The organism is Microbacterium sp. SORGH_AS_0421 (genome assembly GCF_030818635.1).
Classification (GTDB): Bacteria; Actinomycetota; Actinomycetes; order Actinomycetales; family Microbacteriaceae; genus Microbacterium.
Genome location: NZ_JAUTAO010000001.1, coordinates 3,179,651 through 3,195,870 on the forward strand (window position 1 = coordinate 3,179,651; position 16,220 = coordinate 3,195,870).

Annotated in this window: 13 protein-coding genes, 1 pseudogene and 1 riboswitch; of the genes and pseudogenes, 1 reads left to right on the top strand and 13 read right to left on the bottom strand. The window is 68.3% G+C overall.

Annotated features, from left to right (window positions below):
• Positions 1-11 precede the first annotated feature (11 nt).
• From QE416_RS15205 to QE416_RS15225, 5 genes are all read right to left on the bottom strand, one after another.
• Positions 12-560, bottom strand: coding sequence for a PH domain-containing protein (locus QE416_RS15205; RefSeq protein ID WP_307317448.1), 549 nt, complete (start codon positions 558-560; stop codon positions 12-14).
• 38 nt (positions 561-598) lie between these two features.
• Complete coding sequence (locus QE416_RS15210) at positions 599-2,263, bottom strand: ABC transporter ATP-binding protein (protein ID WP_307317450.1); 1,665 nt, start codon at positions 2,261-2,263, stop codon at positions 599-601.
• Entirely contained in the window at positions 2,260-3,207 is a 948-nt protein-coding gene (locus QE416_RS15215; RefSeq protein ID WP_210074345.1) for an ABC transporter permease, read from the bottom strand. Before QE416_RS15215 ends, QE416_RS15210 begins: the two co-directional genes overlap by 4 nt.
• On the bottom strand, positions 3,197-4,126 hold the full coding sequence (locus QE416_RS15220; protein WP_103210912.1) for an ABC transporter permease: 930 nt from the start codon (positions 4,124-4,126) through the stop codon (positions 3,197-3,199). Before QE416_RS15220 ends, QE416_RS15215 begins: the two co-directional genes overlap by 11 nt.
• Before the next feature lie 164 nt (positions 4,127-4,290).
• Positions 4,291-5,910 carry an ABC transporter substrate-binding protein gene (locus tag QE416_RS15225; RefSeq protein WP_307317454.1) on the bottom strand — a complete coding sequence of 540 codons (1,620 nt, stop codon included), beginning with the start codon at positions 5,908-5,910 and terminating at the stop codon, positions 4,291-4,293.
• Positions 5,911-6,074: 164 nt separating this feature from the next.
• Between QE416_RS15225 and QE416_RS15230 the strand changes: the two genes are divergently transcribed.
• Complete coding sequence (locus tag QE416_RS15230) at positions 6,075-6,929, top strand: CPBP family intramembrane glutamic endopeptidase (RefSeq protein WP_307317455.1); 855 nt, start codon at positions 6,075-6,077, stop codon at positions 6,927-6,929.
• 3 nt (positions 6,930-6,932) lie between these two features.
• On the opposite strand, the gene QE416_RS15235 is transcribed toward QE416_RS15230, so the two are convergent.
• The 8 genes and pseudogenes from QE416_RS15235 to QE416_RS15265 all read right to left on the bottom strand — a co-directional run bounded on the left by QE416_RS15235 (position 6,933) and on the right by QE416_RS15265 (position 16,124).
• Positions 6,933-8,615, bottom strand: a complete 1,683-nt coding sequence (locus QE416_RS15235; RefSeq protein ID WP_307317457.1) for an ABC transporter substrate-binding protein — start codon at positions 8,613-8,615, stop codon at positions 6,933-6,935.
• A gap of 208 nt (positions 8,616-8,823) precedes the next feature.
• Positions 8,824-11,703 (bottom strand): aminomethyl-transferring glycine dehydrogenase, encoded by a 2,880-nt coding sequence (gene gcvP / locus QE416_RS15240; protein WP_307317459.1) that lies wholly within the window; start codon positions 11,701-11,703, stop codon positions 8,824-8,826.
• Positions 11,700-12,074, bottom strand: coding sequence for a glycine cleavage system protein GcvH (gcvH, locus tag QE416_RS15245; protein WP_210074337.1), 375 nt, complete (start codon positions 12,072-12,074; stop codon positions 11,700-11,702). The genes gcvP and gcvH overlap by 4 nt, the downstream gene beginning before the upstream one ends.
• On the bottom strand, positions 12,071-13,204 hold the full coding sequence (gcvT, locus tag QE416_RS15250) for a glycine cleavage system aminomethyltransferase GcvT (RefSeq protein WP_267786884.1): 1,134 nt from the start codon (positions 13,202-13,204) through the stop codon (positions 12,071-12,073). Before gcvT ends, gcvH begins: the two co-directional genes overlap by 4 nt.
• 161 nt (positions 13,205-13,365) lie before the next feature.
• A riboswitch (glycine riboswitch) is annotated at positions 13,366-13,460 on the bottom strand.
• Positions 13,461-13,520: 60 nt separating this feature from the next.
• The gene (locus QE416_RS15255) at positions 13,521-13,880 is read right to left on the bottom strand and encodes a hypothetical protein (RefSeq protein WP_307317463.1); all 360 of its coding nucleotides are present in this window, start codon (positions 13,878-13,880) and stop codon (positions 13,521-13,523) included.
• A gap of 121 nt (positions 13,881-14,001) precedes the next feature.
• Complete coding sequence (locus tag QE416_RS15260; protein WP_307317465.1) at positions 14,002-15,255, bottom strand: alpha/beta hydrolase; 1,254 nt, start codon at positions 15,253-15,255, stop codon at positions 14,002-14,004.
• Between the two features lie 75 nt (positions 15,256-15,330).
• A pseudogene (locus tag QE416_RS16535) lies at positions 15,331-15,831 on the bottom strand (putative T7SS-secreted protein); the annotation flags it as partial.
• A complete protein-coding gene (locus QE416_RS15265; protein WP_307317467.1) occupies positions 15,828-16,124 on the bottom strand; it encodes a hypothetical protein in 297 nt (98 codons plus the stop codon). The gene QE416_RS15265 and the pseudogene QE416_RS16535, both read right to left, overlap by 4 nt.
• Positions 16,125-16,220 lie beyond the last annotated feature (96 nt).

A 16,220-nucleotide genomic window follows, 5' to 3' on the forward strand; every position in this document is an offset into this window, starting at 1 on the left:
CAGCATCGCGCTCAGCCGAAACCGCCTGAGATGAACAAAGCGATGATAACCCAGCAGACCAGAACCAGCAGGGAAATGACCGAGGGAATGTCCCACGAGCGACGCACGACGCCGCTCTCGGACGCCGTGCGGCGCGCGCTCTCCCAGGCCTCCTGAATGAGCTGCAGGTCCCGGATCGCGGGAGGTTCGCGTCTCCCCCGGGAGTCGTCGCGTCGAAGCGCCGGACGACCGGGGCGACCGGCGACGGGGCCGCCGAAGGCCTTCACGACGCGTGGTTCGTCCGTGCGCACTTCGAGCTGCCAGCGCATGTCGATGTCGGCCACGCGCGCCCAGGCGATGTCGACGACGCGCAGCGGATTGTGGATCCGGATGCCGTCGGCATCGATACGCACGTGAGGGGCGAACAGCAGGGCGTAGACGGCCCACAGCGCCAACAGCACCCACGGCGCCAGCAGCAGCATCTCGCCGACGCCGGCGCGGAGCGCGGCATCCCCCAAGAGGACGACCGCGAGCACCGCGCCGACGATCAGGCCGACGATCGACGACGGGGCGCGGAACACCCGTGGGTGCTCCGCGCCCCGGAAGCGCTCATCGCGCGTCACGCGCCGCCCAGCGAGAGGGAGGCGCCGGGAATGGCGTCGAGCAGGCGCTGCGTGTACTCCTGCGACGGCTGGGCGAAGATCTCGTCGACCGTGCCCTGCTCCACGAGCTTGCCGCGCTCCATGACGCACACCAGGTCGGCGGCGACGCGGACGACGGCGAGGTCGTGCGTGATGAACAGGTACGTCAGCCCCAGCTCGGACTGCAGCTCCGCCAGCAACTGGAGGATCTGCGCCTGTACGAGCACGTCGAGCGCCGAGACCGCCTCGTCGAGCACGAGGATGTCGGGCTTGAGAGCGAGCGCTCGCGCGATGGCGACGCGCTGGCGCTGTCCGCCGGACAGCTCGTTCGGATAACGGGATGCCAGCTCCTGCGGCAGAGCGACCTGCTCGAGCAGCTCCTCCACGCGAGCGCGGCGCGAGGCACCGTCACCCACCTTATGGATGTTGAGCGGCTCGGCGATGAGGTTGCCGATGCTGCGCAGCGGGTCGAGGGAGCCGTAGGGGTCCTGGAAGACCGGCTGCATGCGGCGGCGGAGGTTGAAGGTGTCCTTCGCGCTCAGCTTGCCGGTGTTGACGCCGTCGACCTCGATCGAACCCGAGGTGGGCTCCTCGAGCTTGAGCACCATCTTCGCGATCGTCGACTTACCCGAACCCGACTCGCCGACCAGGGCGAGCGTCTTGCCGCGCGGGATCTCGAAAGAGACCCCGTCGACGGCGCGGAACTGCTCGCTGCGGAACCCGCCCTGGCGGATCTTGTACTCCTTGACGAGGTCGGTGACCTTGACCGTCGCGGGAGCGTCGATGTCGGACTCGCGCAGGATGCCGCGATCCTCGACCGTCGCCTGGATGCGCTGCGACGCGATGCTGGGGGCGGCCGCCACCAGTCGCTGCGTGTACGGGTGCTGCGGGTTCTCGAGGATCTCGCGGCTCGGACCCGACTCGACGATCTCGCCCTGGTTCATCACGACGATCGTGTCGGCGCGCTCGGCAGCGAGCCCCAGGTCGTGCGTGATGAGCAGCACCGAGGTGCCCCGCTCACGGGTGAGGGATGCCATGTGGTCGAGGATCACGCGCTGCACGGTGACGTCGAGGGCCGAGGTCGGCTCGTCGGCGATGAGCAGCTTCGGGTCGGCCGCGAGGCCGATGCCGATGAGCGCGCGCTGGCGCATACCGCCCGAGAACTGGTGCGGGTACTGGTGCAGTCGGCGCTCGGCGTCTGCCAGACCGGCCTGCTTCAGCACCTCGATCGCGCGCTGCTCGACCTCTTTGCGCCCGGTGGCGATGCCGTTCGCACGGATCGCTTCCTTGACCTGGAAGCCGATGCTCCACACCGGGTTGAGGTTCGACATCGGGTCCTGCGGGACGTATCCGATGTCCTTGCCGCGCACGGACTCGAACTGCGTCTGGCTGAGGTCGGTCAGCTCGCGCCCGTCGAGGGTGATACTGCCGCCGGTGACGTGACCGGTGCCGGGAAGCAGTCCGATGACCGCCGAGGCCGTGGTCGACTTGCCCGAGCCCGACTCGCCCACGATCGCGACGGTCTGACCGGGGTAGACGTCGAGGCTCACTCCGTGGAGGACCTCGCGCGTGCCGCCTTCTCCCTCGAACGCGACCTTCAGGTCGCGCACGGACAGCAGCGGCGTCATGGTGGCGTCGCTCATCGGCGGGCCCTCGCTCTCGGGTCGATGGCGTCTCGGATGAGCTCGCCCAGCAGGATGAAGGCCAGCACCGTGACGGTCAGGGCGACGGACGGCCAGATCAGCGCCTGCGGCGCGATACGCAGCGACTGCTGCGCCTGGCTGATGTCGTTACCCCACGACATGGTGTCGCCGCCCAGGCCGACGCCGAGGAACGACAGCGTGGCCTCCGCGACGATGGCCGCGGCGAGGCTGATCGTGGTGACCACGAGCAACGGGGCGATGGCATTCGGGATGACGTGGGTCAGGAGCGTCTTGAAACGCGTCTGCCCCAGCGCCTGCGACGCGGCGACGTAGTCGGCCTGACGCACGCGCAGCACCTCGGCACGCACGACGCGCGCCGTCGACGCCCACGCGAACCCGCCGATCGCGAACGCCAGGGTGAACACGTTGCGGTACTGCGAGAACACGCTCATCACGACGATGGCCGCAAGGATGTAGGGGATCGAGAAGAAGATGTCGCCGACGCGCGAAATGACCGCGTCGAGCCATCCGCCGTAGAAGCCGGACAGCGCGCCCATGATGAGGCCGATGATCGTGCCGATCGCGGTTGCGAGCAGACCGACCGACAGCGACGTGCGGGCTCCCCAGACGATGCGCGAGAAGGTGTCGCAGCCCTGGAAGGTGAAGCCCAGGATGTGACCCGATGTGGGACCGGCGTTGCTGTTCGACAGCTGGCAGTCGTTGTTGGGCGGCACCTGGGTGAAGAGGGTCGGCCACACGGCCATGAGGATGACGACGGCCATGACGGCCAGAGCGATCCAGAACGTGGGGCGACGACGGAGGTCGCGCCACGCGTCGAGCCACAGGTTGCTCTTGCGGGCGGCGACGCGAACGGCGTCGACCGAGATGGTCTCGGTCTTGATCGGCGCGACGTAGTGCGGCGCCGGGAACTGACTACTTGACATAGCGGATCCTCGGGTCCAGGAGGCCGTACAGGAGGTCGACGACGAGGTTGACCAGCACGTAGATGATGACGAAGACGGTCACGAACGAGACGACCGTGGGTCCCTCGCCGCGGATGGTGGCCTGATACAGCGTGTTACCGACACCGGGGATGTTGAAGATGCCCTCGGTGACGGTGGCGCCGACGAGGAGCACACCGAAGTTCGTCGCGGAGTTCGTGATGACCGGGATGAGCGAGTTGCGCAGCACGTGCACGGGGATGACGCGGCGACGCGACAGGCCCTTGCTGTACGCGGTGCGCACCCAGTCCTGGTTCAGGGTGTCGATGACCGAGCCGCGCATCAGGCGCATGCTCGTGGCGAAGAGGCTGAAGCCCAACACGATGGCCGGCAACCACAGATCGCCCCAGTTGTTCTGGGCACCCACCGTGGGTTTGAACCAGCCGAGCTGGATCGCCAGGAAGTACTGGGCGAGGAAGCACGCCACGAAGATCGGCAGGGCGACGAACAACAGGGCGACGATGAGCGCCACGTTGTCGAACAGCTTGCCCTTGCGGATCGCCGAGATGGTGCCGACCACGACGGCCAGGACGAGCTCGATGGCCAGGGCCATCACCGCGAGGCGACCGGTCACGGGGAGCGTGCGCGCAAGCACCTCGTTGACGGACTGGCCCGAGAAGGTGGTGCCGAGGTCGCCGCGGAAGATCCCGCCGATGTACAGGAAGTACTGGACGATGAAGGGCTGGTCGAGGTGGTACTGCGCGCGCAGGGCTTCGACGACCTGGGGCGCGGGGGTCTTGTCGCCGAAGAGGCCGAGGATCGGGTCCCCCGGCATGGCGAAGACCATGAAGTAGATCAGCAGGGTGGCCCCGAAGAACACGGGGAGGACCTGCAGCAGACGTCTGAGGATGTAGCCGAGCATCCGCTCTCTTTTCGAACGTGGGAAACGCCTCATCCGACGTTTTTAGGGGGGCGTGGGCCACGAAAGGGCCCGTGCCGTTTTATCACACGTCGTGATGAGGCCTGGCTGGCAGACCGCGAGGCGGTGACGAATCCGTCACCGCCTCGCGGGTGAGATCGGAAGGGTTACTTCGTGATCTCGTAGTACAGCGGAACCGAGTTCCACCCGAACTGGACGTTGTTGACGCCCTCGGCGTAGCCGCCGGTGACGTTGGAGTACCAGAGCGGGATGGCCGGGAGGTCCTTCAGCAGGATCTCCTGGGCCTTCGCGAAGTCGGCGTTCTGCGCCTCGAGGTCGGTCTCGGCGATGCCGGCCGTGATCTGCGCGTCGAACTCGGGGTTCGAGTAGTCACCGTCGTTCGACGAGGCACCCGTGGCGTACAGCGGTGCGAGGAAGTTGTACGCACCGGGGTAGTCGGCCTGCCAGCCCGAACGGAAGGTGGTCTCGATGCTGCGGTTGGTGACCGCCGAGCGCAGTTCCTTGAACGTCGGGTAGGGCGCACCGGAGGAGTCGATGCCGAGGGTGTTCTTCAGCGAGTTCGTCACCGCGTCGACCCAGGACTGGTGTCCGCCGTCGGCGTTGTAGGCGATCTGAAGCGAGCCGGTCCAGGGCGAGATGGCGTCGGCCTGGGCCCACAGCTGCTTCGCCTTGTCCGCGTCGAACTTCAGCACGTCGGAGCCCGACAGCGAGTCCGACCAGCCCGCGATGACCGGCGAGGTGAAGTCGCTGGCCGGGGTGCGCGAGCCCTGGAAGATCGTCTTGGTGATCTCGTCGCGGTTGATGGCCATCGAGATGGCCTGGCGACGGAGCTTGCCCTCTTCGCCGCTGAAGTGCGCGAGACGCTCGGGGATCGTGAACGACTGGAAGATCGCCGCCGGCTGGTTGACCGCGCGGTCGCCCAGGTCGGACTGGAACGTGGCCAGCGACGACGAGGGAACGCCGTCGATCACGTCGACGTTGCCACCGAGCAGGTCGGCGTACGCGGCATCCTGGGTGGCGTAGAAGATGATCGAGAGACCACCGTTCTCGACCGTGCGACCGCCCTGGTAGTCGTCGTTCTTGACGAGGTCGATCTGCACGTTGTGCTGCCAGGCACCCTCGCCCTTGAGCTTGTAGGGGCCGTTGCCGATCGGGTTCTCACCGAAAGCGGCCATGTCGTTGAACGCGACGTCGGGCAGCGGGAAGAACGCCGAGTAGCCCAGGCGCAGCGCGAAGTCGGCGGCCGGCTTCGACAGTGCGATCGTGAAGGTGTAGTCGTCGACCTTCTGCAGACCCGTGAGCTCGGAGTCAGCGTCGTAGCTGAAGCCCACGATGTCCTCGAAGAACGAGCTGCTGACCTGGTTGTTCGACAGCTGAGCGCCGTAGTTCCACGCCTTGATGAAGTTGTCGGCCTTGACCTCGGTGCCGTCCGTGAACTTCTGGCCCTTCTTCAGGGTCACCGTGAGGTTCTGGGGGTCGTTGGTGACGATGGACTCTGCCATGTCGTTGACCGGGGCGCCGGTTCCGTCGTAGTAGACCAGACCCGCGAAGATCGAGTCGAGGATCTTTCCTCCACCGACCTCGTTGGTGTTGGTGGGGATCAGCGGGTTCTGCGGCTCGGAGCCGTTCGTCCGAATGATCGCCGTGGCGTCGCCGCCCGATGACGAGCCGCCGCCGTTGTCTCCGCCGCCCGAGCAGCCGGCGAGCATAAGCCCGACAGCTCCCAGCAGGGCGAGGCCGGAGAGGGCAATCTTGTTGCGCTTCACAGTTCCTCCAGGGAAGGGATGATCGTCGCCCATGCAGGGCTTTCGCGCAGCACAAGGCGCGTGAAAGATCCGTCGGGCAGGATGAGAACACACTAGGCACGTTTACCCAGGTGCCCCAAACTCCTCCGAAAAACGTTACACAGCATTTACTCGAGAGGCTCTCCATGGAGCAATCTGACAAGCCGGGCCGGTCACGCGGTGCCGCGGAATGGACGTATCCTCCGGCCATCGAGCGCACGGACTCCTACCGACGACGCCGGCTCGGGTGGGAGATCGCCATCGTGCTGCTCGTCAGCGTCGGTCAGTCCGCGATCTACTCGGTCGTCTCCTTCGTGCGTGCGGCGACGCGCGCTCCGATCTCGCAGCAGCAGACGCAGCTGAATCCCTCGCGCAGTGCCGAGCCGCTGTGGGACGCGATCTATCAGTTGCTCGACATCTTCTTCTCGCTGGCCCTGGTGGCCCTGGCCGTCTACCTGCTGTGGGAGCCGGCGAACAACGCGCTGCGCCGCATCGGCCTCGATTTCCGCCGTTTCGGCGGTGACACCGCCCGAGGGATCCTGCTGGTGATCTTGATCGGTGCCCCGGGAATCGGCGTGTACGCCATCGGCCGCGCACTCGGCCAGAGCATCGCGGTGATCCCCGCTCCCCTGGACTCGTCGTGGTGGGTCATCGCGCTGCTCATCCTTGCGGCGTTGCGCGCCGGTCTCACCGAAGAGGTCATCTTCCTGGGGTTCCTCTTCGACCGCCTGCGACGTCTCGGCTGGTCGTGGACGTGGATCATCGCGTCCACGGCCCTGCTGCGTGGCAGTTACCACCTGTACCAAGGATGGCCCTCGGCGCTCGGCAACGTGGTCATGGGACTGGTCTTCGGCTGGTGCTACAAGCGGTGGGGGCGCGTGATGCCCCTCGTCATCGCGCACACGATCATCGACATCGTCGCCTTCGTGGGATACCCCCTCGCGGCAGCGTTGTGGCCCGGGATCTTCGCTCCCACCCCCGCGCCGTCTCCGAGCTCCTGAGAATCAGGACTGAGGCGGCGACCACGTCCAGAACGCCGGTGGCAGCCCGTTGGGCTCGGAGGTGTAGGTCACTCCCCCGACACCCGCGGCGTTGACCACGGCGCCCGTCCGCTCGAGCAGCGGCACTCCCGCGTAGGCGGCGAACAGCGAGCGGTCGATGAGCTTCGCCTCCGACAGCACGTCGACGGGATCGGTGTGCGTGGTGAGGTCGTCGAAGAGCTCCTCGGTGTCGCCTCCGTCGATGCCCTCGGCGATGCGGTCGCGTGCCGAGCGGTAGAGGCTCTCATCCTCGCCGACCCAGGTGAGGGTGGCATCCGGGACCTCCGTCGCCGTCGCCGCGCGGACGGCGATCCCGGCCTTGGCGGCCATCGACACGAGGCGGGGGAAGACCAGCGCCGCCGTCGCGTCGGTGGTGTCGTAGGCGACGCGGAGCACGGCCGCTCGGTCGCCGAGGGCGGAGCGGGCGGCGTTCACGTCGGCCCCGGTCCCGGGTGCCCCGTTCCCCGACACGAGGTCGTTGTAGAGCTGGCCGGTCGCCGGTGAGGAGAGGAAGGACTGCAGGGGCTGCGCGTCGGGGCGGACAGCACCGAGGACGTCCTGGACGAGGGACGAACGGTCGAGCGACAGAGTCGTCGCCTGCCGGAGGTCGGAAGCCGTCGTCGTGGCGAACCGCAGTTGCAGCGTTTCGGACGTGGGCCCCACCTGCACGTTGAGTCCCGCGTCGGTCAGGGTCTTGCGTTCGGCGACGTCGAGATCGCCGACGTTGGCCACATCCACCGTGCCCGCTTCGAGCGCCGACAACTGCGCTGCCCGATCCGGGAAGAACCGGACGGTGAGGCCTTCGAGGCCCGGGAAATGCGCGCCCTGGTAGCTGTCGCGTCGAGCGAGCTGCAGGGTGTCGGCCGTGATCTCGGAGACGGTCCACGGGCCCGAGGACACGACACCGGCGGGATCGGGGGTGGTCCCCGGTGCGACGTCGAAACCGGTGTTCCACGCCTGCGCGGCGGCGGCCAGCACGGGGTTCGGCGCAACCGGCGCCTTCGGGTCGCCCTCGGGCACGGTGAGGATGGCGGTGAGCAGATCCTTCACGCTCACACCCGCTCGCTGCGCGACGACGTGCACGGGCCGGTCGAGCAGCCACTGCCTGTTCCAGTCGGCGAAAGGCTGGTCGTACGTGAGTATGAGCGTGTCGTTCGCCCGATCGAGGCGGGGCCGCGTCGTCCGAGCGTTCGGGTCGGCCGGCAGAGCGGTGTCGAAGTAGCGCGTGCCCGAGACCAGCTGCCCATTGGCGTCATAGGTGGCGTCGTCGAAGAAGTGCGAGGTGACGGCCCACCCGAACAGCAGGTCGTCGAGGGTCACCGGGGTGCCGTCCGACCAGACCCGGTCAGAGAACAGCTCGTAGCTGACGGTGAGCGGGTCACCGTCGACGCGGGTGATGCGTCCGAGCCCGTTGTTCGGCACGACCTGCAGGTTGCCGTCGAGGGAGCCCAGCTTCTCGTCGAGAAGGGCCGACACCGCCCGATTGGCAGCGGTGTCGCCGGTGGCGCTGGCGGCGTTGAAGCTGGTGAGGGAGCCGACGACGCCGACCGTCAGGCTCGTGCGCTGTTCTTTCGCCGGCTCAGGCGCCGGGTCGGTGGCCGAGCAACCGGCCAGCGCGAGACCTGCGGCGACGAGGAGGGCGATCACCCGTCCCGGGCCGCCACGGCGTGGATTCGGTCGAGGAACGTCGTTCAGCCCGTGGTGCACAGGGGCACTTTACTAAACGCCTCCTGAGGATCTCCCCGGTCTGCTGCGGGTCCCCCTAGAACGACGAAACGGCATCCCGTTCAGCCCCCACCGCGAGGTGCGGAAGGAGCGTTGGGGGGATGCCGTCTCGTCGAGGGACGGGCAGGGGTCAGGCGAACGCCTCCGGCGGCGGGCACGAGCAGACGAGGTTGCGGTCGCCGTAGGCCTGGTCGATGCGGCGCACCGGGGGCCAGTACTTGCCGCGGATCAGGGAGCGCACGGGATACACCGCGGTCTCGCGCGAGTACGGGTGCTCCCACTCCCCCACGACCACGGTCTCCGCGGTGTGCGGGGCGTTCACGAGGGGGTTGTCGTCGGCGGGCCACTCCCCCGCGGCCACCGCAAGGGCCTCGTGCTTGATCGCGATCATGGCATCCACGAATCGGTCCAGCTCGGCGAGGTCTTCGCTCTCGGTCGGCTCGACCATCAGGGTGCCAGCGACCGGGAACGACATCGTGGGTGCGTGGAAGCCGTAGTCGATGAGGCGCTTGGCGACGTCGTCGACGGTGACGCCGGTCTGCTCCTTGAGGGGACGCAGGTCGAGGATGCACTCGTGCGCGACGAGGCCGCCCTCACCCGCGTACAGCACCGGGTAGTGCTCGCGCAGGCGCGCGGCGATGTAGTTCGCCGAGAGCACCGCCGCAGCTGTGGCCTGGCGGAGCCCTTCTGCGCCCATCATGCGGACGTACGCCCACGAGATGGGCAGAATGCCCGCCGAGCCGTGCGGGGCAGCCGAAACCGGACCGCCGTCGAACGTGCCGCCGGCGTGGTCGGCGCGCTGCGAGAACGGGTGAGAGGGCAGATAGGGCGCCAGGTGAGCCTTCGCCGCCACCGGTCCCACGCCCGGGCCGCCCCCGCCGTGCGGGATGGCGAACGTCTTGTGCAGGTTCAGGTGCGAGACGTCGCCGCCCAGGTCGCCGAAGCGGGCGAAACCGAGCAGCGCGTTGAGGTTGGCGCCGTCGACGTACACCTGTCCGCCGGCATCGTGCACGGCCTGCGTGATCTCGAGCACATCGTGCTCGTACACCCCGTGGGTCGAGGGGTACGTGATCATCAGGGCTGACAGCTCGGCCGCGTGCTGCGCGATCTTGGCCCGCAGGTCGCCGAGGTCGACGTTGCCGGCCTCGTCGCACGCGACGACGACGACCTTCATGCCCGCGAGGATCGCGGAAGCGGCGTTGGTGCCGTGCGCCGACGACGGGATGAGGCACACCGTGCGCTCGGTGTCGCCGTTCGCGAGGTGGTACCCGCGGATCGCGAGAAGCCCGGCGAGCTCGCCCTGCGACCCGGCGTTCGGTTGCAGCGACACCGCGTCGTACCCGGTGACCTCGGCGAGCCAACGCTCGAGCTGGTCGATCATCTCGAGGTAGCCGTGCACGTCGGCCCCGGGCGCGAAGGGGTGCACGCGCGAGAACTCCGGCCACGACACCGCCGCCATCTCGGTGGCCGCGTTCAGCTTCATCGTGCACGAGCCCAACGGGATCATGCCGCGATCGAGCGCGTAGTCGCGATCGGCGAGGGTCTTGAGGTACCGCATCATCGCCGTCTCGCTGCGATGAGCGTGGAAGACGGGGTGCGTGAGGAACTCGTCGTCGCGGTGCAGGGCGTCATCGATCCCCCGCAGCGCCACCCCATCGGGCAGCTCGCCGGCGGCGAGACCAAAAGCGTCCAGAACGACCGAGATATCGGCATCCGTCGTCGTCTCGTCCACCGAGACGGCCACGGTCGCGTCGTCGACCCACAGCAGCTGATAACCGCGCTCGCGGGCGCGGTCGACGACGTCCTGCGCGCGCCCGGGAACGTGCACGCGCACCGTGTCGAAGAACGCGTCGCTCACGAGCGTCAGGTCATGAGAGCGGAGTACGGATGCCAGAGCGTCGGCCTTGCGCGCGACCTGCGTCGCGATCGCGCGGAGCCCGTCGGGCCCGTGGTACACCGCGTACATCGCCGCCATCACGGCCAGCAGCACCTGAGCGGTGCAGATGTTCGACGTCGCCTTCTCGCGGCGGATGTGCTGCTCGCGCGTCTGCAGCGACAGGCGGTAGGCGGGGGCGCCGACGGCATCCTGCGACACTCCCACCAGGCGACCCGGCAGCTGGCGCTCGAGACCCGCGCGCACGGCCATGTAGCCGGCGTGCGGACCGCCGAAGCCGAGCGGCACGCCGAAGCGCTGGGTCGTGCCGACCGCGACATCGGCGCCGAGCCTGCCCGGCGAACGCAGCAGGGTCAGGGCGAGCAGGTCGGCGGCGGCCACGACGAGACCGCCGGTGGCGTGTACAGCCTCGGCGACGGCGGAGAAGTCCCAGATGCGGCCGGTCGCGCCGGGGTACTGCACGAACGCGCCGAACGCCTCCGGCAAATCGCCCTCGAACGAGGTCTCGACGATGCGGACACCGACGGCTGCGGCGCGGTGGTGCAGCAGCGCCCTGGTCTGCGGCAGAGCATCGACGTCGACGAGGAAGACGTCGGTCTTCGCCTTCGAGGCGCGGCGGGCGACGAGCATGCCCTCGACGACGGCGGTGGACTCATCCAGCATCGAGGCGTTCGCCGTGGCGAGGCCCGTCAGGTCGGTCACCATCGTCTGGAAGTTGATGAGCGCTTCGAGCCGGCCCTGCGAGATCTCCGGCTGATACGGCGTGTACGCGGTGTACCAGGACGGATTCTCGAGGACGTTCCGCGCGATCACCGACGGCGTGAAGGTGTCGTAGTAGCCGAGACCGATCATCGGGCGGGCGGAGCGGTTGGCGGATGCCAGCTCCCGCAGCTCTGCCAGGGCCTCGGCCTCGGTGGCCGCGGTGGGGATCGCGCTGGTGGCACGGGCCTGCACGTGGATGGAGGCCGGGACGGCGGTCTCGACGAGCGCCTCGACGCTGTCGTAGCCGACGACCTCGAGCATGTGCGCCTGCGCGTCGGCGCCGATGCCGATGTGGCGGTCGGTGAACGCCGCCGGAGTGCCCGCGTCCGTGCGAGGAGGAAGAAGGGTGCTCATGCGGTGAGGTCCTCGTAGGCGGCGCGGTCGAGCAGGTCTGCCGGAAGGTCGCCCTCGACGCGGATCTTGATGAGCCAGCCGCCCGCGAACGGCTCGGCGTTGACGAGCGAGGGGTCGTCGACCACGGCGTCGTTGACCTCGACGACCGTGCCGTTGAGGGGCGCGTAGAGCTCACCGACCGACTTGGTCGACTCGATCTCGCCGCAGACGTCGCCGGCCGAGACGGTCGAATCGGCGCCGGGCAGCTCGACGAAGACGACGTCGCCGAGCTTGTCGGCGGCGAAGTCGGTGATGCCGACGGTGGCGATGTCGCCCTCGAGGGCGATCCACTCGTGCTCGGACGTGTAGCTGAGGGCGGTGAGGTCGGTCATGCGTTTCTCCGATAGAAGGGAAGGGCGGTGACGGTCGCGGGGATGCGGGTTCCGCGCACGTCGATGGTCAGTTCGGTTCCGAGTTCGGATGCCGCGGGGGCGACGAACGCCATCGCGACGGGGTGGCCGAGAGTGGGGCTGAGGGCTCCGCTGGTGATTTCTCCGACGGTGTCGTCGCCGAGCAGCACGGTGTAGCCGGCGCGGCCTGCGCGACGGCCTTCCGACACGAGACCCACGAGCACCGGGGCGTCGGCGGGGCCGGACGACAGTCCGTCCTTGCCGACGAACGACTCCTTGTCGACGGCGACGACGCGCCCGAGACCCGCCTGCGCGGGCACGATGTCGCGCGAGAGCTCGTGGCCGTACAGCGGCATGCCCGCCTCGAGGCGGAGTGTGTCGCGCGCGGCGAGACCGCACGGAACGAGGCCCCGATCGGAGCCCGCGGCGAGCGCGGCGTCCCACAGGGCGGCCGCGTTCGCGGTGGGGATCATGAGCTCGTAACCGTCTTCGCCCGTGTAGCCGGTGCGGGCCACGAAGAGCGGCACGCCGTCGAAGGTCCCCTCGGTCCAGGCGTAGTAGCCGAGCTCGTCGAGGGCGGTTCCGGTGATCTCCACTCCCGGGGTGGAGCTCAGGATGCCGCGCGCCTCGGGACCCTGGAGGGCTATGAGGGCGTAGTCGTCGGTGACGTCTTCGACGAAGAGGCCGTCGGCCGCCGAGATCCACGTGCGCTGGGCGAGGTCGAAGGCCGAGGCCACGGCATCCCGGTTTCCCGCGTTCGAGATGACGAGGAAGCTCCGCTCCCCCGTGCGGTAGACGATGACGTCGTCGACGATGCCGCCGCTCTCGGCGAGGACCAGAGAGTACTTCGCCTTGCCGATCTTCATGGTCGAGAGACGCCCGGCGAGCACGTAGTCCAGGAACGCGGCGGCTGCCTCCCCGTCGACGCGGAACTCGGCCATGTGCGAGATGTCGAACAGGCCGGCGGCTTCACGCACGGCGCGGTGTTCGGCGAGGTCGGAGGTGTAGCGCACGGGCATGTTCCAACCGCCGAAGTCGGTGAACGAGGCGCCGAGGGCCTCGTGCCGATCGTTCAGTGGCGACGTGCGCGGTGGAGCGGGGGTTTCGGTCATGAGTTCTGCCGTTCGCGATGACGGACAGACGTCGGACGACGCCTGGAGAACTCCCCCTCTGTCATGGACCTGAGAGTTTCACCCGCGCGGTCGAGGACGAGCGCGGGCTTTCACCGTCGGTGGACCCGGGACGGTGCATCCGGGTCTCTTTCCAGAGTGGCCCGATCGACGCGGTACGCGTACCTGAGAGATTGGCGGGGAGGCTTGCTCCTTCGGTGCCCGGCTGAATTCGCCGGAGCTCTCCCGCATCGATCATGGGGCCGGTGTGGACTTGTGGGGTCAGCCTAGCGGAGCTTGGGAGAGTGTCGTGAGATGTTCAGCCGTTGTCCTGATCGCGGATCGCTTTGGCGTCTCCGGGAACACAGAGTGATGTGCCGGCGATGTGATAGTCGCCAGGCGCAGTCGAGAAGGACAGGCCGCCGACGGGGCCCCCTTTCGCGTAGACGACAATGAGCGGCTCGTCCACCACTCGCACTTCCATACCCAACGAGCGCCAGTAGTCAGCCACCTTCTCTGCGTCCGAAGCACGGTCACCGTCAGGCGGCGGAGCTCCATAGCCGTAGGTGTAGTTGACGCGCTCGCCTCTGCTTTGCCCGCAGTTTCCGACCTCGGGCGCGCCGTCCCACGTCCATCCCGAGACGTTCAGCAGTGCGGCGCTGTCTTCGACGGTCGACACGAGTGCATCTCTCGCCTGCTCTGGACTCACTTCCTCCTCCTTCGATCCCGCACACGCTGTCATAGTCCCCAGCGCCGTTATGAGGAGGGCCGATACGGCACCTACCCTCAGAAATTTCCCCTCAGTTCGAGAAACCACGAGTCATCCCTTCGATCAGCGCCCGCTGCAACGGCGTGGGCCCCGGAGGTACATAAGGCGAAATCTCGGAACTCTGCCCGGTAGTCGCGAGCGCCACATTGCGAAGCGACTCTGTGTCGAAGTCTAGGTAGCCCGTTCCAGCCGGGGTGGTGACCCCGTGGTCCAGGACCGGATTGAGTCCTGAATCGCCGGCGACGCTGAAGGCACGCGCCCCGAAGCCGGGGGCCACCGGGTTGGTCGGATGGTCCGGAGAAAGCCGACCGGTCCACGCCCACGCGTCGCCCCCGGCCGGGTCGATCTTCCACACGTCCTGAGCTTGGCCCGCGAACACTTGATCGGCTCCCAAATCCGTCGCCTGGTCTATTTCGCGTGGTAAGCCGGCTGAACCGAGGGTGACGTAGGTATCGACATGCACGTCCTCTTCGGTCAAGGCTAGGGAGGATGTGGTCGTGCCGTACGAATGGGCCACGACGTTGATCTCGACATCCGACCGCACCGCGTCCACCGCGCGAAGATCGCGCGCGAGGTTGTGCGCCCCAGCCTGCGCGAGCTCGTTGCCCATGACGTCGAACCCGCCTCCGATGAGGGGAACAGGAGGGGTGCGATACCCAATCCACGCGACGACGGCGTGCGCGCTGCCGCTGTCGGAGCGATCTTGTTGGGTGAGGAGGTTCTGCGCGGCTCGCGCCCAGTCCCCCATCCCCTCCGTGGTCGTTCCCATCCCGGGCACCGCGTAGGTGATGTCGTCCGCGGTATCGAGGTCTCCGATGGAGACCGCCGCGAGCGGCGGTGAGTCCGCCGTCAGCGACACAAGAAACCTCGCTGCCTTCCCATCCGGCGACGTCAGCGAGGACTCGATATCTTCCAGACCTCTCACCCGAGAGCGCGCACGATCGAGCCGCTCGGCATACGCCTCGGCGGCGGCCTGTCCCCCGACGATCTCGTCGTATGTCGGCGGCTTCTCCGCCTCGGCCAGCGCCGCGCGTGCGTCTGCGAGCTGGTCCTCGAGCCAGATGCGGTTCGCCTCGTCGCGAGCGGTGTAGGCGACTCCCCCGAGGTTGCCGATGATCGCCGGCGCGGCGTGGATGAGCGCGTCTTTCTGCGCCGCGTCAAGCTGCGCCCACCAGGGCGCGACTGCCGCCGGCTCTGCCTGGGCGAGAATCCCGGCGAGGCTCGGCCGGGCCCGCAGAAGAGCGGCCAGACTCCCGGCGTCCGCGCCGGCGAGAGCATCGAGCACCTGGCCGGGGTTCGCACAACCCGTCAAGAGAGCCGCCCACTCGTCGGCGCCGAGGCCGGGCACGGCGATGGCGGCGCGAAGCTTGGCAGCCGCCTTCTGCGCGGCATCGCGGAGTGCCGCACGCGCATCCGCGAGGACCGCTTTGGCCTCTGCTCGCGGTCCGGAGCCGAGGAACGCTCGTCGGTCCGGCCCGAGCCAACCGGTGGGCGTGGCGGATGGATCTTGGAAAGCCGCAGCGTCGAGCGCGTCGGCTCTGTCCCACAGATCGACGGCGTCTCCCGCCCTTGCCCGTGCAGCCTCGATCGCGGCGGCGACGTCTTCGAGTGCCGATTCGCCGTGCCGGAAGGCGGTCGCCATGGCCGACCAACCGGACGCCACCGCCCTCACACGCGTCCCATAGGCATCGGCCGCTTCGCCGGTCCAGCCCGAGATCGACTGCGTCGCACGGAGCGCCGTCCCGACCTCGTCGGCATTCTGCTCGCGCACCCGCCACACAGAGGCCGCCCGGTACAGAGAGGCGACATCGCCGGGGATGAGGGCGGACGGGTCTCGGGTCTCACCGAGCTCGGCGGTCATTCGATGACCCACCCCTCGACGGCGCCCAACGCATGCACGTCGGCCTGGCTGGTGGCATCCAGGTTCTCGAACATGTCCGCGACCTCGCGCAACCCCGTAACGAGTGCCTCGACACCACGGCGACGCTCGGCGGTGCAGTCATTCATGCACCCGACGAACTCCGCCAGGGCGAGACTCAGATCGGGCTGATCGGCGACGGAGAAGCCCCAGACGTCGGGCTCGTCGGGAACGACGCCGACCATCTTCGCCGCCACCCGCCGCACCTCATCGACGGATATCGAGATGTCCCCCATGCGCAGGAGCATAGACAGATCACGCAGCGGGACACGGTGCTAGAGGGAAATTTCACCCGCCCCACGGCCGACGGCCCTCGTCGCCGGCGGAGCGGA